Consider the following 20,536-nt stretch of genomic DNA (forward strand, 5'->3'; position numbering starts at 1 on the left):
GGGCGTTCTCATCCTCCAGCGCCTTCAGCCGCTTGGCGTCCGAGACCTCCATGCCGCCGTAGCGCTTGCGCCAGGTGTAGAAGGTCGCATCGCTGATCCCGTGCTTGCGGCACAGCTCCGCCACGCCGATCCCCGCAAGCACCTCGCCGAGCGTCACCAGAGCGGCGAGATCCGCCGGCTCATAGAGCGCGCGGCGGACGCGGATGCGAAAACCGCCGGGGCTGCGGGAGACGATCGGCTGATCCATCTCGCCACAGCCTGCGCGCGCGGCGCTGAGGGCGGCGTGGCCGATGACGGGGTCCAGAGCATGCCGGGCCTCAGGCGTGGCGAACAGCGTCCCCGCGGTCCCGGGCACCTCGGCCACATGGGTCAGCCGGGCAAGATCGACGCCGGCCTCGTCGAGGCCCATGATGAGACGGCCGAGGACGCGCCCCGAAAGGCTCCCCATGACCTTTTCGGCGAAGGCCGCCGCCTGCTGCGGCGAGGCGGGCCCCAGAACGGCCGCGCCGGGCACGCCGAGGTCGGGCCGCTCGAAGCGGGTCCAGCGGGTGGATGCGCTGCCGCCGTTGCGGGAGGCGTGGGTATAGATCGTCACGGTCCAGCGCGCGGCGGGGTCCGACAGGACCAGCCGGCTGCCGCGTCCGCCGCCCGGCTTCTCCTCGGCGAAGGTCCAGCCATTTTGCGCCGCCATCCGGGCGAGCGTCTTGCGGCGGCGCGATCCGGCCATGAGCGCGACAACCAGAAGCGCGTTCCCGGCAAGGACCGCGCACCCCATCACAATCCATAGAGCCATGGATCCGCCTCCTCAGAGGGTGAACAGCCCAGCCGCATGGATGTTCGGCGGGGCCGGTGCGCGCCACAAAGGTTCCGTGGCCCGATCACCCGGCGAGGCCGAACCAAAAGGCCCCTCCCCTCACGCCGCGCCGCGCGTCTCGTACCAAGTCCGGCAGAATTTCGCGAAGTGGGCGGCGGGCTTCTTCAGCGGCCTCCGGGACTTGGCGCCGGATTTCGCACCGGATTTGGCACACCAGGCCTCCCATTCCTCGCGCAGCATGTAGGGGTCCCAGCTCGGCGCATTGTCCCGCGCAAGCTGCTGCCAGTCGGTGCCGAGATCCGCCGTCACCAAGCCCCCCGCCCCTTCGGCACCACGCCGCGGCATCGTCCCGCGGTTGATGAAGGTCACCGTGTCCTCCGCCTCATCGAACACCACGCGGTAGTCGGGCAGGTGGTCGGTGCGGGCGAGCTCCTTGATCGACCGCCGGAACTCCTTCAGCGTCGCGCGCGATCCGGACTTTTGGTGCAGCCGCGACAAGGGCCACGGCTTCCAGCTGTCCTGCTGCCCCACGGCCTTGCGCGCCAGCTCGTAGACGCGCCTCTCGACCGGGCGCTTCAGGCGGAAATAATCGCGGTGGAGGGTCAGGACCGCCCGCCGCTCGATCGCCTCGAGCACCATGTCGGACAGGGTGATGCGCAGGGAGCGCGGCTTGCCGCTCTTCTCGTCGGTCTCCAGCGCGGCGCGGTCGATGATGCCCATCCACTCGTCTTTGCGCGTCCCCTCGAACACCACGTTGGTGCGAAAGCGCGTGCCGTCCAGCCGGTCGAGGCTGTCGCACAAGGCGTCATAATCCCGCCCGCCGGTGCCGCGCTGGGTGTAGACGAGGAAGGCGTAGGGGTCGATCTCGACCGTTTTGGGCAGCGGTTCCCCCTCCTCGTGCTTGGCCATGATCTGGCTGATCGCGTAGATGATGAGGTCCTTGTCGTAGATCGTCGGCAGCCCCTTCACGGAGGGGCGGAACTCGATCCACTTGTTGCCATAGGTGTAGCGGCGCGGCTCGCGGTCGGGCTTCTTGGTGAGCGAATAAAAGGGGTGCTCCATCGACGCCATGTCGTCCTTCAGGATGACGTCGGAGAGGTCGCACACGAAGAGGTCGCCCTGCATGGTGCGGGGGGCCTTGAGGGGGCCGGGCCCCGGATCGAGCGGGGGATCGGCCTGAACCGCGGCGATGTCGTCCGCCTCCCAGTCGGGCCGGGCGGGGTCCAGAAGGGTCAACTGTCGGGATTCACCCACCGTGCTGCCGTGCTTTGCCACTGCATCTCTCCCCTACCCCGGCGGATTGCCGCCCGTTCCGCGCCCTCAAGAGTCGGGATTCACCCACCATCAAGGCGCACAGCCGTCAAAATCCAAAGCCCAACCTATCCGATCTCATCGGAAAGGCTAGCAATTTGTCGGGAATCACCCACCGCGGCCCATTCCCTGTCATACTCGCGTGCAAGGCGCATGCCCCCTCCCCGCTCGACCGCCCTCAGAAGACCGCAAAAACAGCCGCGTTTTTCGCAAAACCCCACGCCTGACGGACTCGGGATCCACCCACCGGCGACTCGGGAATCACCCACCGTCCCGCCATCGGACGACCCCGTTTCGCGGCCTCATCGACGGACTATCCTGACGCAAAGGTCATATCCATGCCGAAACCGGCTCGGGATTCACCCACCAGCACCGTTTTGCGAGCCCTCTCGGCACACTCGGGATTCACCCACCGGAGCAAAATGCGACTCGGGATTCACCCACCCTTTTGTCGGGATCCACCCACCGCAGACTCGGGAATCACACACCCTTTTGTCGGGAATCACCCACCATTTTGGCCCAAATCACCCGGAATTTTGATTATATTTCAGCCGCTTATCCGACCGAAAAAAGCCCTAAACACTGAAACACTCTTTAAACACAGAAACACAAGGGGAAATGGCGCCCCGTTTCGCATGCGAAACACCTCACTTCACCGCCCTCAAAAGCGCCCGAACCTCGTCCCTCACCGCCTCCGACAGAGCGGGACCGCGAAGCACCAATTCGGTCTCGGTTTCGCGGCACACCAGGCCAGGCCGTAGCTCTTCCTCACGCGGTGCCGCTTTCGCCGCCGTGCGCGGGCTGATGAAAGAGGCGAGGATCGCCGCCTCCCCCGCCGCATCCTGTGGACGCCCCGCCTGCAAGGCGTCCCTGATTCGCGCCGAAACCCCCTCCTCCCCATCCAGCACCTTGGCGAGCGCCAGACCCTGACGCTCGGTCAAGGCGCGCGGGAATGAGAGCGCCCCGTCCAGCGCCTCGACGATGCGAATAAAACTGCCGATCTTCGAGCGCCGCGCCCGGCTGGCCGCTGCGAACAGCTCCGCCAAGGCGGTCCGCGCGTCGGGATAAGCCCCCGCCTCCGCCGCCTTCACCGCAATGCGGGCGCGCTCATAGAAGGACAAGGCGGCGCGGATCTCGTTTTCCTCCACCATGGCCTGATAGGCATTGCGGGCGGTTTCGGGACGGCGCACCGCGGCCAGCACGTCGCCGCGACCGATGCGACGTAACGCGGTGATCCGTCGCGAACCGGAAATCAGTCCCCAGCGGCCCCTGCGGTTGGGTTCGCCCAAATCCACCACCTCGATGGCGGTCTGCTGGCCACGGCGGCGCAGACTTTCCTTCAGCGCTTCCATCTCGTCTTCGTCGATGGCGATGCGGTCGCGCACCAGATAGGATGCGTCGATGTCGTCGAGCGGGATGCGCAGCAGCAGCCGCCCCTCGGCGCGGGCCGCTTCCAGCCCCTGCCCCATCTCGTTGAGTGCCGCGATGGCAGCCGCCTCTCCCGCCACCCCGGCGATCGGCGGCCGCCGCCGCATCGGCGCGAAACTCTTGGTCTCGGGCGCCGGTTCATGCTCCGCGGCCGGCGCTGGCGCCTCTGGCGCCTCTGGCACCGCCTGGGGCGCCAGAGGCGCCTCCGGGAGCGACGCAATCTCGTCGGGCGCGTCCTGTTCGAAGCGGGCCGGGGTGAGACGTTTACGCTTGGCCACGGCGGATCCTTTCGCGGCTGCAACGGGGGGCCGGGCGACGAAGCGCTTCGCTTGCGAAACGCTGGTTGGATGTTTCGCGTGCGAAACGAGTCCCACGGGGTGTTTCGCATGCGAAACAGGTCTCGGTTAGCGTTTCGCACGCGAAACACTGGGCACCGAGTTTCCCCGCACCACCGGACCACACTGCCCCGTTTCGCAAGCGAAACAATCTCGGTTCAGCGTTTCGCGCGCGAAACAAGTTCCAGCTGGCGTTTCGCATGCGAAACACTGGCACCCCCCTCACCCCGGCGCTCATTCGGCCGCCACCTTGGTCGCGGCCAGCTCGTCGCGGCGCCAGGCCCCCAGGATCAGCGCCTTCAACATGGCGTAGGTGGCGTCGAACGTTTCGCGGCCTCGCGCATAGGTCTCGCGGTTGAAGTCGCGATAGTCGGCCTCGTAGATGCCGCGTACCTGCTCGCCCGCCTGGCCGATCAGCGCGGTGAAATCCTGCCGGTGGGGGCTCAGGGTGCGGCCCAGATAGGCCTGCATCAAGGACGCCAATTCGCCCTGCTGGGCCGCGTCGAAACGGGTGACGACGGCGCGCACCGCGTCCCACTGGAACGCCATCTCGGGACGGCCGAGGGCGCGGGCGGCCCGGTTCTCGCCCTCCTCGATGGAGCGGAAGGTGGCGTGCAGCATGTCGAAGAAGCGCCCGGTGGAATCGAACTCCAGGAAGGACGCGCCGAGCGGCACCAAAAGGATGTCCGCCGCCGACAGCCCGTTGATGGTGAGGTAACCCAGCGCCGGCGGCGTATCGAGGAAGACGATGTCATACTCGTCAAGCACCCCGTCGGCGGCGAGGGTGTCGCTGAGCGCGTCCCACAGCGGCCAGCCGCCCGCCGCCATCCGCCAGACCGGGATCTGAAACTCGGCCCAATAAAGGTTCAGCTGGGCGCCGATCAGGTCGATGTTGGGCCAATGGGTCGGGCGGATGAGATCCTGCGCGGTGACGGTGAGGGCCTCCGTCAGCGTCTCGTCGAGAGGGGCCGTTTCGGCGCCCCGCGCGCTGCGCTGCGCGTTCTCGCGCTCCAGATGTTTCGCATAGTGACGGGCGATGAGCGGGAACACGGTGTCCCACTCGTCGGCGACCGTGCCGCCGAAAATGGAGGTCATCGAGCCCTGACTGTCGAGGTCGATGACGAGCACCTTGTAGCCGTCGAGCGCCGCGGACATTGCAAGGTGGGCCGCCGTCGAGGTCTTGCCGACGCCGCCCTTGAAGTTGGCCACCGAGACGATCTTGGCCGGCAGCTCGGCGGGCCGCCACGGCAGATAATTCTTCGCCTTCGACCCCTCGGCGCCAAAGTGGGCGCGCAGCTTCAGCACCTCGTCGAGGCTGAACCATTTGGCGCCGCCCTCGGTCTCGGACACGCCTTGGGGCAGCTCCGGGTTGGCCCGCAGCACGCGGCGGAAGTGGGCCGGGGCGACGGGGATCAGATAGCGCGTGATCTCCCAGGTCGAGAAGGGCCGCAGCCGCCGGGTGCCGCCTTGCTCGATGCCGCGCGAGGTCAGATCCTCCCGCCCGGCGGCGCAGGCCTTGGCGACCGCTGCGAAACTCTCCGTGGTGGCGGGTCCGCCGAGGTCGGCGAGGGCGGTGTCGGGGTCGATGCCGAGGTAGGGGGGCGTGTCGCTCATATCCGGCCGCTCGCTCCTTCATTGACGGTGCGCTGAACCATGTGCCGCGTTTCAGGCCAAATGCCACCAGACGCGATACATGGGAGAAAACACGCGATGTGTTGAGGAGGCGTGAAAGGGGAGGGTGCCCATTGCGAGGCCTCACGCACCTCGGGCCCGCTCTGCCTGATCGCTGGAGCCGCCTTCGCGCAAATCCTTTGGCGGAGACCGTGGTACGCCATCAAGGGGCCGCAGGCCGGCTTTAGCCGCTTGCCCTTGATGGTGTGCCACGGTCTCTGCCATGCGGTGCAGGGCGAAGGTGGGTCCAGTGATCAGGCGGATCCCTGATCGTTGGTGAGCCAGAGCCCGCCGGGGGCTTGGGCGTCTCGCCCCGGCACAGCGGCGACAGGATTGGTCCCACCCCCGTTTCGCGATAGGTCAGATGGATCAACGCGATGAAGGCAGGCGAACGGCCATGCCTTCGCCCCACCCCGCTCCGTGCTTCGAGGCTCCACCATGGCCGCACCGTCCCGTATCCTGGCCCTGGTGACCGATGCGTTCGGCAGCTATGGCGGCATCGCCTGCTATAATCGCGATGTTCTGACGGCGCTGGCCGAGCTCGGCCACGAGGTGCGGGTGCTGCCGCGTCTGGCCGAGCCGGAGCACGAGCCGCTGCCGGCCGGTCTGGTGCAGCGGCGGCCGCGTCACAACAAGCTCGCCTATGCGGGGGCGTCGCTGGCGGAAGCGCTCCTATGGCGGCCTGACGTCATCTTCAACGGGCATCTGTATCATGGGCCGCTGGCGGTGCAGCTCGGGCGTCTCGTCGGCGCGCCGGTGGTGAGCCAGCTGCACGGCACGGAGATGTGGGGCACGGTCAGCCCCGCCCACGCCGGTGCGCTGCGAAACTCCACCAAGGTGCTCGCGGTCAGCCGCGATACGCGCGAGCGGGCGTGCGCCGTCGGGGTCGATGGGGCGCGGGTGGAGGTGGTCCACAACACGGTCAATCCGGCGTTCAGCCTGGGCGACAGGGCGGCGGCGCGGGCGCGGTTCGCGGGCGGGGCCGCCGAGGTGGTGCTCACCGTCGGGCGGCTCGACACGCGCGGCGGCGGTTACAAGGGGCACGGCCGGGTGATCCCGCTGATTGCCGAAATGGCGCGGGCGGGGCGGGATGTCGTCTACCTCATCGCCGGCATGGGCGACGACCGGGCGCGGCTGGAGGCACTGGCCCGCGAGCATGGTGTGACGGACCGGGTGCGGTTCCTCGGCAAGGTGGCGCAGGAGGATCTGCCGCACCTTTACCGGGCGGCGGACCTCTTCGCGCTGCCGTCGACGGGGGAGGGGTTCGGCATCGTCTACCTGGAGGCAACCGCGTGCGGTACCCCGGTGATCGGCCTCGACATCGGCGGTGTGGCCGACGCGCTGGACGACGGTGCGCTCGGCACGCTGACGACGACGGAGGGGTTCGCTGCGGCGTTCCCGCAGGCGCTCGACGCGGCGCTCGGGATGGACGATGCGGCCCACGCCGATCTCGCCGCGCGGACGTTTCAGCGGTACGGCTTTCCGGCGTTTCGTGGGGCGGTCGGCGCGGCGTTTGCGCCGTTGCTGCGGTGAGGGGTGTTTCGCGCGAGTTGAATCCAGTCAGTATCGTTGCACCTCATGAGCGAGATGCGGTGCCAATAAACCGCGGCAAGTATTTTTGAGTCCAGCGATCGCCGGCGATCGCAAATGCAATAAGAAATATTACTGCAAGTACGGTTCCAATTGCGGAGTCGGCGCGGTCCCAACGTATGAGTATGGGGTAATGGAACGCGTATAGTCCGTATGATATGGATGCAAGAAATATTATTGGCTTTGCGGCCGGCCATGAAATCCGCGCTGCACACACGCCAAGCGGGCCAAAGAAAAAAATAATCAGAAAAATTGCCACTACGAAATGGCGAACCATAAGGAACGGGTACGTGCCAAAGCTGCTAAAACCTTGCCAAGTTACATTCAGTACAGCCAGCCCCGTCAAGGCGGACAACCAAAGAAGGGGCGTTGTAAGTGCCAATGCGTTGCGTGCACCAGAGAGATAGGCGTTGGCTGCCATTGCGCCGCACCACCAGACGAGAAAATAGGCTGTAACAAGCGAGAGATGATTAGGAATGAGGATGTAAAACGCAAACGATGCGAAAGAAATTACGCCAATAATATAATTGGATGACCGTGGCATTCGATGCCATAACATGAGGGCTAAGGGAAAGATGAGATAGAAAAACATCTCGTATGAGAGTGACCAAAGCGGCGTGTTTCCTGCGTAAGGATCGACGATAACGCCGGGTTTCAGTGCTGAAACATCTTGAAGTCCCGCCAAAGTTCCAAAAAGGCGGCGCCAATCCATGATCGCCGCGAGGTTTCCGTTGTCTAAAGCGACAACAGCACCAATCAGGCAAGCGATAATGAGTGTCGGGTAGATGCGCCGGATGCGGCGCATGTAATAGTTTTGAGGAGGAATGGCTCTTCCGTGCTCATTGGCAAATATTACAAAGCCGCTCAGCACGAAAAAGACGAGTACGGCCTCTTGACCAAAACTGAAAATTAACCGTATTAGACCAGTTATTTCATGTGTTTGTGCGATATGGTGAAATATTACATATATCGCTGCGCTGCAGCGCGCGAGATCGAGCGCCAAGCTGACCCGTTTGCTAATGATTTTTCTCGGTCTCAACGAGGATTTCTTCGTATCGTTGGGGCATGCCGATGGCGTTGTCATAGATCCAGCGCCCTACTTTCTATAAACAATTATGATCGAAAATTGACTGACATGGGAAGCAGCATTGAGCTGCATAAGTAACGAATAGTCTGGTCCGAAAGGGAGGGCTTATTCACATTTAATTGGAGGGGCATGGCCACAGGTGGACCAACTTCCGCGCTGATGGCACCACCGTTTCGCATGCGAAACACCCACCCCCTCACAACAGCCGTGTGTCCACCCGGACGAGGTCGCCGCGGTAGATGACCTGGCCGCGGTAGAGGAGGCGGCCGTCGTCGCTCACCACGGTCCGTAAAAGTTCGCCGATGGGGGAGCCGACGGCAAGGCCGAGAAGATCGGCGATTATCGTGTCGGCGGCGCCGATGGTGAGGGTCTGGAACGCCCCGCCCAGGGAGGGGCCGAGGAGGCGGCTCAGGACGGCGAGCACCATCTCGGATTGGAAGCCGGCGGGGTCGCGGGCGAACACCTCGGCGTCGAGATAAAGGTCGGTGTAGGCATAAGGCAGCCCCTCCACACGGTGGAGGCGGCGCATGAAGACGTAGGAGTCCGCCACGCTGCGGGCCGCTTCGTCCGGCGACAGCGGCAGGCGTTGCCCGTGGCGCAGGATCAGAACCTCGTTGGCCAGAAGCCCCCGCTGCTTCTCGTAGCCGGCGATGAGGTCCGACCAGGTGGTCGACAAAGCCAGCCACTGGCGCGCATTGGGGCCGTGGGCGACGAAGGTGCCGCGCCCGTGCTGGCGCTCCAAAAGCCCCTCCGCCTCCAGCATCGACACCGCGTGGCGCACCGTGATCAGCGAAACGCCGAACTCCTGCGCCAGAGCCTCCAGCGAGGGCAGCCGGTCGCCCGACGTGCGCTGCCCCGACCGGATCTGCCGGCGCAGACGGTCGCACACGATCGCATAGAGCTTCACATCGCCGGGCCGCCGGCCGCCCTGCGGCGCACGGGGGCGGGTCTCCTCAACGCTCATTCTCGTCCTCTAGTCCCGCGCAGTCTCGGGCACCGTCGCAGCCGCCGGGCGCTTGCGCCGGAAGGTCATGACGCCGAGCGCCACCACGGCAAGCCCCAAAAAGACCGCGCTCAAGGGCCGCGTGACGAACACGGTGGGGTCACCCGCCGACAGCATCAAGGCCAGGCGCAGATTGTTCTCCACCAGCGGCCCCAGGATGAAGGCGATCAAAAGCGCCGCCGGACTGATCCCCCAGCGCTTGAAGAACACGCCGATCACCGCGAACACCACCATCACCTTCACATCGAACAGGCTCTGGTTCGTGCTGTAGGCGCCGACGAAGCAGAAGAAGGCGATCGGCGCCAGGAGATAGGCCCGGCGAATGGTGCTGAGCCGCGCCGCCAAGGGAAGCAGCGGCAGGGGAATGAGGAAGAGGAGGATGTCCGACAGAAGGAGCAGCAGAAAGAGCGAATAGACGAAGGCCGGCTCGCTCGACATCAAAAGCGGCCCCGGCGCCAGGCCGTGGATCATGAAGGCGCCCATGATGATCGCGACCGAGAGGGAGCCCGGAATGCCCAAGGTCAGCATCGGCACGAGGGCGGTGCCGCAGACGGCGTTGTTGGCGGACTCGGCCGCTGCGACCCCCTTCAACTCGCCCTTGCCGAAGGTTTCGGGATGGCCGGAGGTCATCCGCGCCTGGTCGTAGCCCATGAAGGCGGCGGTGATGGACCCCACCCCCGGCAGCGCCCCGCACACCGAGCCGATGATGCTGGAGCGCAGGATCACCCCGGCGGCGCGTTTGAGGTCGGCAAGTTTCAGCCATGCGCCTTTCAGGGGCAGGCGGGGTTTCGCAGCGGACGCGGCGCTGGAGAGCTCCTCGCGCATCTGCACGAAGACTTCCGACAGGACGAGAAGGCCGATGGTCATCGCGAGGAGATCGAGCCCCTGGTCGAGATGCAGGACGCCGAAGGTGAGGCGCCGCTCGGCGGTCAGAGGGTCAAGCCCGATGCAGCCGAGATAAAGCCCCAGCGCCGTCGCCATCAGCCCCTTGATGATCGAGCGGCTGCCGGTGCCGGACACGATGACGAGGGAAAGGAGCATTAGCGAGGCGAGATCCGCCGGGCCGAAGGTGACCGCGAACTCGGAGATGGCGGGGGCGGCCACGAACAAGAGCGCATCGGAGAAGAGGGCGCCGATGACGGAGGCTGCGAGCGCCATCGTCATCGCCTGCATGGACTTGCCTTGCTGCGAAAGCGGGTAGCCGTCGAGCGCGGTGGGGGCGGCCTCGGGCGTGCCGGGCGTGTTGAGGAGGATCGCCGAGATCGACCCGCCGAAGACGCTCCCCTTCCAGCACCCCATCAGGATGGCGATGGAGAAGAGGGGCGACCAGTGGAAGGTCAGCGGGATCATCAAGGCGATCGCCATGGTGCCCGAAAGGCCCGGCACCGCGCCCAGGATGACCCCGGCGGTGACGCCGAGCGCCACGGCCAGGAGGTTCGCCGGCAGGAAGGCGGTGGAGATGGCGGAGGCGAGGACGTCGGCGGAGAGAAAGTCCAAGGGGCCCTACCAGAGCTGTCCGGCCGGCAGCGGCACGCCGAGCACGGTGTGAATGGCGAGATAGAGGACGGCCGTCACCGCCAGCGCGATGATGATGGCGGGCAGCGGGCGGATGCCGATGAGAAGGAAGAGCAGGATCTGCATGGCCGCCCCGGTGAGGAGGATGCCGAGGACGGGTAGGAGCCAGGCCGACAGCGCCACCACGCCGGCGGCGGCGCCGAGGCGCAGCCACGCGGCCAGGGTGAGGGGCGGCGCGAGGGGCGGCGGGGGCGCCTCGTCACTCGCGCCGCGGCCGAGGAGGGCGGCGCCGATCTGAAGGAGGCTGAAGAGGCCGAGCGCGCCGGCGCCGATCATCGGCAGGATGGTCGCCTCCGCCCCATAAGGGCCGATGGCGCGCGGGATGACGGCAAGGCACAGGCCCGCCAGCGCGGCGAATCCCAGGCCGATGAAGAGCTCGGAGCGGTCCGGCGGCGCGGCGGCCGGGGCCATCCTTAGTTCAGACCGAGTTCGGTGAGGAGGGCGCCCCATTCGGCGCGCATCTCGGCAAGGTCGGCCTCATAGTCGGCGCCGGGCACGAAGGCGGGGAAGAGGTCGAGTTTCGCAGCGGCCGCCTGAACGCCCTCGTCCTCCACCGCGACCTTGAGGGCCGCTTCCAGCGTGGCGCGGATCTCGGGATCGATGCCGGCGGGGGCGACGATGGACATGTAGGAGACCTGGGCGAAGTCGATCCCCTTGTCGGTGACGACGGGCATGTCGGGGAGCTGCGGGAAGGGGCGTTCGCTGGTGACGAGGATCGGCTTCACCTTACCCGCCTGCACCGGGGCGAGGATGGGGCCGATGGTGTTGTTGACGAGGTCCACATGGCCGCCGACGAGGGCCGCCACCGCCTTGGCGCCGCCCTGGAAGGGGATGTGGCGCCACTCGATGCCGAGCTCCTTGCCGAGGCGCTCCATCATCAGATGGTTGGTGGTGCCGGTGCCGACGCTGCCATAGGTGACGGTGCCGGGGTTGGCCTTGGCGTAGTCCACCAGCTCTTCCCAGGTGTCGTAGGGCGCGTTCTTCTTGGCGAAGATGCCGTAATCGTAGGGCATGACGCCGGCGATCTGGACCACGTCCTCGGGCGTATAGGGCAATTCGCGCATCTGCGGGACGATGGCGAGGGCGGGCATGTTGGCGGTGCCGATATGGTAGCCGTCGGGCTCGGTCTCGGCGGTGGCGGCGAGGCCGATGGTGCCGCCCGCCCCGGCGGTGTTGGAGACGACGACGGTGCCGCCGAGTTCCTTGCCGAGCGCTTCGGCGAGGAGGCGGGCGACCGTGTCGGTGGAGCCGCCGGCGCCGAAGTTCACGATCATCTGGATGGGTTTGGCGGGGTAGTCCTCGGCCTGGGTGGCGAGGCTGGTGGCCAGAAGTGCCGCACCGGCGGCGACGAGTGTCTTGAACATCCCTACGCTCCTCATGATGGCGCCGGGTTTGGCGCGCCGCGTCGCGGTCTCGACGCCGAGACCTAATGTCATTATGAAAACATAATGTCTTGGCGCTTTGTCAAGCATGCTTGCGTCTTGGGCAGTGGCGGCTTCGGGCCGCCTTCGCGGCGCGCCGCGCGGTGTCGCGGCGCTGCCGCCAATGGGAGAAATGTTTGATGTCTCAGCCGGTTGTGAGCCCCGCCTCCGGGACGTGCCTGGCCCGCTTCGCGGTGATCGCCGACACCCATGTGGGGCCGGTGGACGGGGTGACGCCCTCGCCCTGGGTGTCCAACCGGCTGGCCAATGACCGGGTGCGGGCGGTGGTGGCGCGGGTCAACCAGCTGGCGCCGGACTTCGTGATCCACCTGGGGGACATGGTGCATCCGACGCCGGATCAGCCGGGCTATGTGCCCGCCGCCAACCGCTTTCATCAGCTGATGGCCCCTTTGGAGGCGCCGCTTCATGTGATCCCCGGCAACCACGATATCGGCGACAAGCCGATGGTGTGGACGCCGGCGAAGATCTGCACCGACGATTTCGTCGCCCATTATGAGGCGCTGTTCGGGGCCGATCATGGCGCCTTCACGCACGGGCCGATGCGGGTGGTGATGGTGAACAGCCAGATCATCAATTCGGGCAGCGACCGGGAGGCGGCGCAGTGGGCGTGGCTGGAGGCCGAGCTTGCGGCGCACCAGGACAAGCGGCTCTTCGTGTTCGGTCATCAGCCGCTGCGCCTCGTCGCCGCTGACGAGGCCGAGCATTATGACAACACCGCCGAGCCGGGGCGGGGGCGGATGCTGGATCTTCTCGCCCGCTATGGGGCCGAGAGCTGGATGTCGGCCCACGTTCACACCTTCTTCTACGACCGGGAGGGGCCGACCGATCTTTATGTTCTGCCCGCGGTGAGTGCGCTGCGGCTCGACTATTCGGAGCTGTTCAAGGCGCCGCCGCCGGAGGGCGACGAGTTCGGCCGCAACGACCGGGACAAGCTGGGTTTTGCGCTGGTGGAGGTGTTCGAGGCGGGCCATGTGGTCCACCACATCCGCACCCACGGCGAGACCTTGGTGGAGGGCGAGACGCTGGCCGAGGGGGAGAGGGCCGGGAGCGAGGCGGGGCTGGACGCGGTGGGGGAGGAGGCTTTTCCCGTGCCGGGGGCGCCCCTACTGAGGGGGATGCCGCGCCTGCATCCGCGTCTGGGCGGTCTGTTGCCGATCGGGGTGGAGCTGCGCGACCCGTGGGCCAAACCCTTGGAGGTCGCCTATTCGGGCGTGGTGGACGCCTTCGGCCGCAAGCCCGCGCGCGACGATTATCGCCTGCTGGCGCTGATCGAAACCGGGCTGAACCGGCTGCGCGTGCCGCTGATGGACGTGGCCGACCCCGAAACGCGCGCCCGGATGCGCACCTTCGCCGCCAACGGCTTCACCTTCTCCACCTTCCTGTTCGGCCTTCCCGATGCGGCGACTTATGCGCTGCTCGCGGGGGCGGCGGACGTGCTCTCCCAGGTGACGATCATTCTGCCCAAGGCCCAGATTGCCGGGAAGGCGGGAGAGCTCGCCGCGCTGAAGAGGGCGGGGTTGAAGGTCTTCTTGTCGCCCTTGCGCTCGTCCGCCGACCATGGCCACTCGGTGGAGGGGCGCTTTGCCCATGTCATCGATCAGGGGTTCGAGCCGGGGGCGCTCGGCCTTCTGGACGAGGTGGGGCTGGTGGCGGGCGCCGTCCCCTTCGTCGACGGGGTGGTGTTCGAGACGGTGCGCGGCGAGGCGCCGACCGGGGTGATCGAGGCGCTGATTGGCGCCACCGCCCCGCGCGGCTTGTCGTTGAGCCTGACGGTGAAGATGGGGGGCGCCAACCCGGCGGCGCTGACGGGGAGCCGCGCCGATGCCGCGGCGCTCGCCTGCGACGCCCTGGAGGCGGCGGCGCTGCTGCCGGCGGGCGGCGAGGTGATCCTCGACACCCTCACCGACATCGACCGCGGCTATTTCCCCCGCTTCGGCCTCTATGACCGGCGGATGAACCCCACCGCGGCGAGCATGGCCTTCGCCCGGCGGCACGAGGCGGCGGTTTGAGGGCCGTTCGCGTGGGAATCGGCCCATAAATCGGTTGCTTGAGAGGGGGGAGGGACACTAGGGTCGACCGGCATCCATTTTATTTCTCAATTCATGGTTCCGCCTGTCTCCCTCGACATTCAAGCCAACCGCTCGATGAGGAAGTGGACGCGCCGTGAGCAGGTCGGGCGTGTTCTGTTTGCCTGTATTCTCCCGCTCTTTCGCCTGTCGCCTCGGCCCTTGTGGGGGTTCAGGCGCGCGATATTGCGAGCCTTCGGGGCGCGGATCGGGTCTGATGTGCACATCACCCCGTCGGTGGCGATCACCATTCCGTGGAACCTCAGTGTGGGGGACAGGGCCGCTGTCGGCGAACGGGCAATCCTTTATGCGCTGGGGCCGATCATGATCGGCGCCGATGCGACGATTTCCCAAGGCGCCCACATCTGCGCCGGGACGCACGATTTTCGTGATCCGACGATGCCGCTTTTGAAGCCGCCGGTCACGATCGGGGCGGGGGCGTGGATCTGTGCCGACGCCTTTGTCGGCCCCGGTGTGAGCGTGGGCGAGCTGGCCGTGGTCGGCGCCCGCGCGGTGGCGATGCGCGACGTGGAGGCCGCGGCGATCGTCGTCGGCAACCCGGCGCGAACGGTGGGGACGCGGCGGATGGACCGGGGTTGATGGGCTCTGTCCGGCGTGTCGCGGCGTAGGGGGGCTGCCGTGAGGGATCTTCCGGTTTCCGTCGTCGTTCCGGTGCGCAATGAGGAGGCGAACCTTGCCGCCTGCCTGGCCCGCCTCAACCGCTTTGCCGAGGTTTTGGTGGTCGATTCCGCGTCGACCGATCGCACGCTTGGGATTGCGCGGGAGGCGGGGGCGCGGATCGTCCAGTTCGAGTGGAACGGGCGTTATCCGAAGAAGCGCAACCACGTTCTGATGAACGAGCGCCTCGCCGCGCCGTGGGTGCTGTTCCTCGACGCCGACGAGCATGTGCCGAACGCCTTTTGCGATGCGCTGGCGGGTGTGCTGCCGGACACCTCGCATGCCGGCTTCTGGCTGAACTACACCAACTATTTTCAAGGTGTGGAGCTGAAGCACGGTGTGCCGCAGCGAAAATTGGCACTGATGAAGGTCGGCGCCGGGCTCTATGAGCGGATCGAGGAGGACGGCTGGTCTTCGCTCGACATGGAGATCCATGAGCACCCGGTGCTGGCCGGTTCGCTGGGTGAGATCCCCGTGCGGATCGACCATCGCGATTTTCGCGGGCTGGAGAAATATATCGCCCGCCATGTCGACTATGCGAAGTGGGAGGCGCGCCGCTATGCGGTGCTGCACGAGGCGGGGCTGGATAAGGCGGGCCATCTGACGGGCCGGCAGCGGTTCAAGTACCGGAACCTGTCGCGCTGGTGGTATCCGTGGTTCTACTTCGCCGTCACCTATGGGGCGAAGCGCGGGTTCCTGGATGGGGCGGCCGGGTTCTCCCACGCGTTCTACAAGGCATGGTATTTCCACACCATTCGCGGTCTGATTGCGGAGGCGCGCCGGGTGGGCGCTGCCGCGCCGTCCGCTTCGAGCCGTGAGGATATGGCGGCATGAATGCGCCGAGGCCTGTGGGGCTGGATGGTGGTTTGCTGCGCCCGAGGGCGCAGCGTGTTCGGCGCCGTCTGTTGGGGCTCCATCATCGTCGAAGTGATGCGAGGTGCGCCGCGATGGTCGCGTCTAACCGGACGATCAAGCGTCAATTTATGACAGTTCGTGCCGTTCAGAAGGACACCATGGTAAAACCGTCCATGGACAGCCCGGATCCCAGTCTATGACCCGTCTCTACGAGTCCCGCAAACGCATCCTCGTCACCGGCGGTGCCGGCTTCCTCCGCTCGCACCTTTGCGACAGGTTGCTGGAGCAGGGTCACGAGGTGCCGTGCGTCGATAACCTCTTCACCGGCACTAAGCGGAACATCGACCACCTGCACAACGAGCCGCGCTTCGAGTTTTTGCGGCATGACATCACCTTCCCGCTCTATGTGGAGGTGACGAGATCTACAACCTCGCCTGCCCGGCGTCGCCGATCCACTACCAGCACGACCCGGTGCAGACGACGAAGACCTCCGTCATCGGCGCGATCAACATGCTGGGCCTCGCCAAGCGGGTGAAGGCGAAGGTGTTCCAGGCCTCGACCAGCGAGGTTTATGGTGATCCTTCCGTCCATCCGCAGCCGGAGGAATATTGGGGCAACGTCAACACCATCGGCCCGCGCTCCTGCTACGATGAGGGGAAGCGCTGCGCCGAAACCCTGTTCTTCGACTATCACCGCCAGCATGGGCTTCAGATCAAGGTGGTGCGGATCTTCAATACCTATGGGCCGCGGATGCACCATGCCGATGGGCGCGTGGTCTCAAACTTCGTCATGCAGGCGCTGACGGGTGAGCCCATCACCATCTATGGCGACGGCTCGCAGACGCGGTCCTTCTGCTATGTCGACGACCTGATCGAGGGCTTTATCCGCCTGATGGAAACCGGGCCGGAGGTGACGGGGCCGATCAATATCGGCAATCCGGACGAGTTCACGATCCGTGAGCTGGCGGAGAAGACCATCGCGAAAACCGGCGCCCGCTCTGAGCTGGTGGAACGGCCTCTGCCGCAGGATGACCCGAAGCAGCGGCGGCCTGATATCACCAAGGCGCAGGCGGTTCTCGGCTGGGAGCCGAAGGTGCCGCTCGATGAGGGACACGACCATACGATTGCGTATTTTCGCAAGCGGGTTGGTGAGTTGGATCTGGTGTAGGGGCGCGACGGGGGCTCACGCCGTTTCCGCCGGAGTTCGATCCGCGGGGTTGGTGGCGCAGTCTCCGTGTCACACATCCTGACCCAGGATACGCCGCTTCGGGGCGGACCTGACGCGGGCGAGGCAGGCGGCCTCATCGCGTACGAAAAGAGCATTGCCGCCGGCGCCGACGTGCGCCGTGTCGAAGGTTCGCGAGAGCGGATTATAGTGCCGGCGCACAAATCCGGCCTCTGCAAAAATGGCCTCGACCTGTGGCGACTCGGCTTCACTCTCAACGGCAAGAAGGGTCGGATCGGCAAGCATTGTCCGGGCGCCCGACAGAACTTCGGCCTCATAACCTTCGACGTCCATCTTGACCAAAACGGGTGCGCGGCCGGCCAGAAGGGTGTCGAGTCTGGCGACAGGCACGGCCTGCACATTGTCCTCATCAGGCTGGGCGACTCTGTTCGTCGTGTCGCGCCCGACCGTAAATGAGATCGTGCCCTCCGCCGCACCAAGCGCGCATTGGACCTGCTCGACACGATCATTGATGCCGTTCACCGCAACGTTGCGTGCAAGCGATTTCATCGTGTCGGGGTCTGGTTCAATGGCAAGTGTCTTGGCGCCGGCGACCCGCGAGCTGAGCACCGTGTAGGAGCCGATATTGGCGCCGGCATCGACGAAAAGGTCGCCGGGTCTCAGCATATGGAGAACGAACGCCATGTCTGCGAACTCGTGCAATCCGCAATAGATGTTGCCTGTCGCTCCGGTCATGCCGCGCCGGACGACGAGCTTGGCTCCCTCGATCCAGGGCACTGTAACGTCTCGAGCCAACCGGCTCCTCAACTGCCATCCCGCCAGTCGTGCGAAAGCCGGTAGGGGATTGTCTCGGGTCAGCGGATGGTTGGAAATAAAGTCGATCGTTCGCTGCATCAAACTTCAGCCGTGTGTCCTATGCTGCTGCACTATGCCCCGTAGCGCCGGGTCGTTATAGGTCTGTTCGGTCTTTTCAGTTTGGGAATGAATCGTCCTTGCGCGGCGCTGTCGCCGTCTCATAAGCATTGTTTTAATGTATTTGACGAAGCGCGGTTGTTTGCCATCGTTTCGTGCGGCGTTAGAGGTTGGGTTCGCGTCCGACACAACGGAAGCCTGATGCCGACCGAACATTGCTCTGATCCGCGGACCGTCCTCATCCTCTCGCCGCACTTCCCGCCGTCGTCCCTCGCCGGCGTGCACAGGGCGCGCCATTTGGCCAAGGCGCTGCCCCTCCATGGATGGCGGCCGGTGGTGGTGCGGGCCGATCCGGCCCACACCACCGAGAGCGGTGATGACGACCTTGCCCGGCTGGTGCCGGCGCGCCTCGAGCAGGTGGCGACAGGTGCGATCCCGGCGCGTCTGACCCGCCGGATCGGGATCGGTGATATTGGACTGCGGGGCTATCGCCAGTTCGGGCGCGCTCTCGAAGAGGCGGCGGAGCGGACCGGGGCGAACGTGGTCCTCCTGACCGGCTCCCCCTTTTACCCCCTGCTCCTCGCGCGGCGGCTCAAACGGCGCGGCCTCAAAGTCGTGCTCGATTTTCAGGATCCGTGGGTCTCGGCTGCGGGAGCGGCGCGGCCGGCGCTCTCCAAAGGGGGGCTGTCCCACCGTTTGGCAACGCTTCTGGAGCCGCGCGCGGTCCGTTATGCCGATGCGATCACCTCCGTGTCCGACGAGCAGAACCGGCAGATGCGGGACCGCTATCCATTCCTGGCGAACGTCCCCATGGAGGCGATCCCGATCGGCGGCGACCCGGACGATTTCGACGCTCTACGGGCGGCCCCGCCGGCGGCGCTGATCCATCCGCTCGATCCGGCGCGGCTGAACTTTTGCTATGTCGGCACGTTCATGCCCCGCTCGGGTCCGTTGATGGCGGCGCTGTTGTCGGCGGCGGGGCGCCTCGCGGCGCGCCGGCCCGACCTTGCCGCGCGGCTGACGCTGAACTTCGTCGGCACGTCGAACCAGCCGGACGCGTCGGGGGAGGGGCCGGCGACACGTCTGGCGCGGGAGCTTGGCGTGGCCCACCTCGTGGCCGAGACGCCGCGCCGGGTGCCGTTCCTGGAGGCGCTCTCCTTGCTGGCCAATGCCGACGGGTTGATGCTGGTCGGCTCCGACGAGCCGCATTATACGGCCTCGAAGATCTACCCCAACCTGATGGCGGCGCGGCCTTTCGTGTCGTTGTTCCACGCCGCTTCGTCGGCACACGCGATCTTGACGGCGGCGGGCGGCGGCCGTGCATTCGCGTTCGAGGATCCTGCCGAGCTTGGTGCGCTGACGGAACCGCTTTCAGGGGCGCTGGAGGCGGTTGCCGATCAGGGATCCGGTTTTTCTGCGCCCGATCCGGCGGCCTATGCTCCGTTCACGGCCGAGGCGGTGGCGGGGCGCTACGCGGCGCTGTTCGAGCGCCTGGCGGGGTAGTTGGGTCTGCCGGGTTTTGGGTGCGCGAGGTGTCGGCACCAGGTTTCAAGGGTGTGGTAGGAGAGTGCGGAGATCGCCAGCGCTCCGCCCAATGCGAGGACGGGCATGAAGCCGGTGTTCCATGGAGCGTGCGACAGCGCGAGCTGCTGCCAGAGATAGAGCGTATAGGAGTAGAGACCGATCGTTCGCATCGGTCTGGAGGCGAGACATCGCCGCGCCGTGGCGGAACGCTTCGGGAACGCGAAGACGCCGACAAGGACGGCGGGCGCGACGAGAAGGCCGGTCAGCATCTGCACTTTGCCGGGCGCGAGCATCACCCATAGACCCGCGAATACGAGGCCAGCGAGCGCGAGTGAGGCGGGGATGCGCAAAAGCAGCCGGTCGACCCGCGTCTCGTGGCAAGCATAGAGCGCGCCGAGGCCGAGGAGCATGTAGATCTGAATAAACCCGATCCGCCCGATGAAATGCACCGGCCAGACAAACGGGATGAAGGCGAGTGCGGCGGCAAGCGTGAACAGGGCGCCTCGCCGCCAGCCTGCGATGCCGACGAGGGCGAACGGCATCAAGAGATAAAATTGTTCCTCGAACCCGAGCGACCATGTGTGGCCGAATACCCAGCCGCAGTCCCCGGGCCCGACCGCCATGTTGCAGGTGAAGAGGAGCGAACGCAGAGCGCCGCTGGCGGTACCGAGGTTCGGCCAGAAAAGGATCGTCACCACGCTGAGATAGAGGACGAGTGGCGGCAGGATCCTGAGTGCGCGCCGGCGATAGAATCCGGCGAGGTCGATCCGGCCAGTCTTGTCTCGCTCGACGATCAGGATACGGGTGACGATGTAACCGCTGATCGCAAAGAAGATATAGACGCCAAGCTTGCCGGGGATCGGCGCATCGTCCCATCCATAAGCATGGGCCAGGTGGGATGCGATCACGATCCCCACAGCGACGGTCCGCCACCCGTCGAGCCAATCGATCCGGTGGTTCGCTGCTGGCGCGATTTTGGGCGGCATGGTCGAGGCTGGCGTCGTCACGGCACGGTCCGGCTAAGGAGGGTCGGATCCAGCCTAACAGATCTCCCTCTATC

Annotated in this window: 16 protein-coding genes and 1 pseudogene; 6 read left to right on the top strand and 11 right to left on the bottom strand. The window is 66.0% G+C overall.

Annotated features, from left to right (window positions below; translation table 11 throughout):
- The 4 genes from BIX52_RS23835 to BIX52_RS21725 all read right to left on the bottom strand — a co-directional run.
- On the bottom strand, positions 1-793 hold a 793-nt coding region (locus BIX52_RS23835; protein ID WP_245803269.1), incomplete at its 3' end, for a transposase.
- A gap of 120 nt (positions 794-913) precedes the next feature.
- Positions 914-2,089, bottom strand: a complete 1,176-nt coding sequence (locus BIX52_RS21715; RefSeq protein WP_205647881.1) for a replication initiator protein A — start codon at positions 2,087-2,089, stop codon at positions 914-916.
- A gap of 683 nt (positions 2,090-2,772) precedes the next feature.
- Positions 2,773-3,831, bottom strand: a complete 1,059-nt coding sequence (locus BIX52_RS21720) for a ParB/RepB/Spo0J family partition protein (RefSeq protein ID WP_211098216.1) — start codon at positions 3,829-3,831, stop codon at positions 2,773-2,775.
- A 291-nt stretch (positions 3,832-4,122) separates the two neighbouring features.
- Positions 4,123-5,502 (bottom strand): AAA family ATPase, encoded by a 1,380-nt coding sequence (locus BIX52_RS21725; protein WP_075223206.1) that lies wholly within the window; start codon positions 5,500-5,502, stop codon positions 4,123-4,125.
- Between the two features lie 495 nt (positions 5,503-5,997).
- Between BIX52_RS21725 and BIX52_RS21730 the strand changes: the two genes are divergently transcribed.
- On the top strand, positions 5,998-7,092 hold the full coding sequence (locus BIX52_RS21730) for a glycosyltransferase (protein WP_075223207.1): 1,095 nt from the start codon (positions 5,998-6,000) through the stop codon (positions 7,090-7,092).
- A 43-nt stretch (positions 7,093-7,135) separates the two neighbouring features.
- Here the strand turns inward: BIX52_RS21730 and BIX52_RS21735 are convergent, their stop codons facing one another.
- From BIX52_RS21735 to BIX52_RS21755, 5 genes are all read right to left on the bottom strand, one after another.
- On the bottom strand, positions 7,136-8,152 hold the full coding sequence (locus BIX52_RS21735; RefSeq protein ID WP_205647882.1) for an acyltransferase family protein: 1,017 nt from the start codon (positions 8,150-8,152) through the stop codon (positions 7,136-7,138).
- A 280-nt stretch (positions 8,153-8,432) separates the two neighbouring features.
- The gene (locus BIX52_RS21740) at positions 8,433-9,200 is read right to left on the bottom strand and encodes a GntR family transcriptional regulator (protein ID WP_083660688.1); all 768 of its coding nucleotides are present in this window, start codon (positions 9,198-9,200) and stop codon (positions 8,433-8,435) included.
- Between the two features lie 9 nt (positions 9,201-9,209).
- The gene (locus tag BIX52_RS21745) at positions 9,210-10,736 is read right to left on the bottom strand and encodes a tripartite tricarboxylate transporter permease (RefSeq protein ID WP_075223209.1); all 1,527 of its coding nucleotides are present in this window, start codon (positions 10,734-10,736) and stop codon (positions 9,210-9,212) included.
- Between the two features lie 6 nt (positions 10,737-10,742).
- Entirely contained in the window at positions 10,743-11,225 is a 483-nt protein-coding gene (locus tag BIX52_RS21750) for a tripartite tricarboxylate transporter TctB family protein (RefSeq protein ID WP_075223210.1), read from the bottom strand.
- A 2-nt stretch (positions 11,226-11,227) separates the two neighbouring features.
- Positions 11,228-12,178: a tripartite tricarboxylate transporter substrate binding protein gene (locus BIX52_RS21755; protein ID WP_075223211.1), complete on the bottom strand. Its 951-nt coding sequence runs from the start codon at positions 12,176-12,178 to the stop codon at positions 11,228-11,230.
- 197 nt (positions 12,179-12,375) lie between these two features.
- Here BIX52_RS21755 and BIX52_RS21760 point away from each other — a divergent pair, with 197 nt between their 5' ends.
- The 4 genes and pseudogenes from BIX52_RS21760 (at position 12,376) to BIX52_RS21775 (ending at position 17,022) form a co-directional block, all read left to right on the top strand.
- Entirely contained in the window at positions 12,376-14,265 is a 1,890-nt protein-coding gene (locus BIX52_RS21760) for a metallophosphoesterase family protein (RefSeq protein ID WP_075223212.1), read from the top strand.
- Between the two features lie 276 nt (positions 14,266-14,541).
- Complete coding sequence (locus BIX52_RS21765; protein ID WP_211098217.1) at positions 14,542-14,922, top strand: putative colanic acid biosynthesis acetyltransferase; 381 nt, start codon at positions 14,542-14,544, stop codon at positions 14,920-14,922.
- Between the two features lie 39 nt (positions 14,923-14,961).
- Positions 14,962-15,834, top strand: coding sequence for a glycosyltransferase family 2 protein (locus tag BIX52_RS21770; RefSeq protein WP_075223214.1), 873 nt, complete (start codon positions 14,962-14,964; stop codon positions 15,832-15,834).
- A gap of 217 nt (positions 15,835-16,051) precedes the next feature.
- Positions 16,052-17,022: pseudogene (locus BIX52_RS21775) on the top strand (UDP-glucuronic acid decarboxylase family protein).
- A gap of 69 nt (positions 17,023-17,091) precedes the next feature.
- Here the strand turns inward: BIX52_RS21775 and BIX52_RS21780 are convergent.
- Complete coding sequence (locus tag BIX52_RS21780; RefSeq protein WP_075223215.1) at positions 17,092-17,934, bottom strand: FkbM family methyltransferase; 843 nt, start codon at positions 17,932-17,934, stop codon at positions 17,092-17,094.
- A gap of 219 nt (positions 17,935-18,153) precedes the next feature.
- On the opposite strand from BIX52_RS21780, the gene BIX52_RS21785 reads away from it, so the two are divergent.
- Positions 18,154-19,455 (top strand): glycosyltransferase, encoded by a 1,302-nt coding sequence (locus BIX52_RS21785; RefSeq protein ID WP_075223216.1) that lies wholly within the window; start codon positions 18,154-18,156, stop codon positions 19,453-19,455.
- On the opposite strand, the gene BIX52_RS21790 is transcribed toward BIX52_RS21785, so the two are convergent.
- Positions 19,422-20,483 (bottom strand): acyltransferase family protein, encoded by a 1,062-nt coding sequence (locus BIX52_RS21790; protein ID WP_139312847.1) that lies wholly within the window; start codon positions 20,481-20,483, stop codon positions 19,422-19,424. The two genes, BIX52_RS21785 and BIX52_RS21790, sit on opposite strands and share 34 nt — an antisense overlap.
- Positions 20,484-20,536 lie beyond the last annotated feature (53 nt).

Origin of the sequence: Acuticoccus yangtzensis (assembly GCF_001927245.1) — a bacterium.
Classification (GTDB): domain Bacteria; phylum Pseudomonadota; class Alphaproteobacteria; order Rhizobiales; family Amorphaceae; genus Acuticoccus; species Acuticoccus yangtzensis.

Coding starts and splice junctions, on each gene's coding strand:
- BIX52_RS21740 (WP_083660688.1), bottom strand. CDS start 9,200: ATGAGCGTTGAGGAGACCCGCCCCCGTGCGCCGCAGGGCGGCCGGCGG.
- BIX52_RS21725 (WP_075223206.1), bottom strand. CDS start 5,502: ATGAGCGACACGCCCCCCTACCTCGGCATCGACCCCGACACCGCCCTC.
- BIX52_RS21755 (WP_075223211.1), bottom strand. CDS start 12,178: ATGTTCAAGACACTCGTCGCCGCCGGTGCGGCACTTCTGGCCACCAGC.
- BIX52_RS21785 (WP_075223216.1), top strand. CDS start 18,154: ATGCCGACCGAACATTGCTCTGATCCGCGGACCGTCCTCATCCTCTCG.
- BIX52_RS21730 (WP_075223207.1), top strand. CDS start 5,998: ATGGCCGCACCGTCCCGTATCCTGGCCCTGGTGACCGATGCGTTCGGC.
- BIX52_RS21750 (WP_075223210.1), bottom strand. CDS start 11,225: ATGGCCCCGGCCGCCGCGCCGCCGGACCGCTCCGAGCTCTTCATCGGC.
- BIX52_RS21780 (WP_075223215.1), bottom strand. CDS start 17,934: ATGCAGCGAACGATCGACTTTATTTCCAACCATCCGCTGACCCGAGAC.
- BIX52_RS21760 (WP_075223212.1), top strand. CDS start 12,376: ATGTCTCAGCCGGTTGTGAGCCCCGCCTCCGGGACGTGCCTGGCCCGC.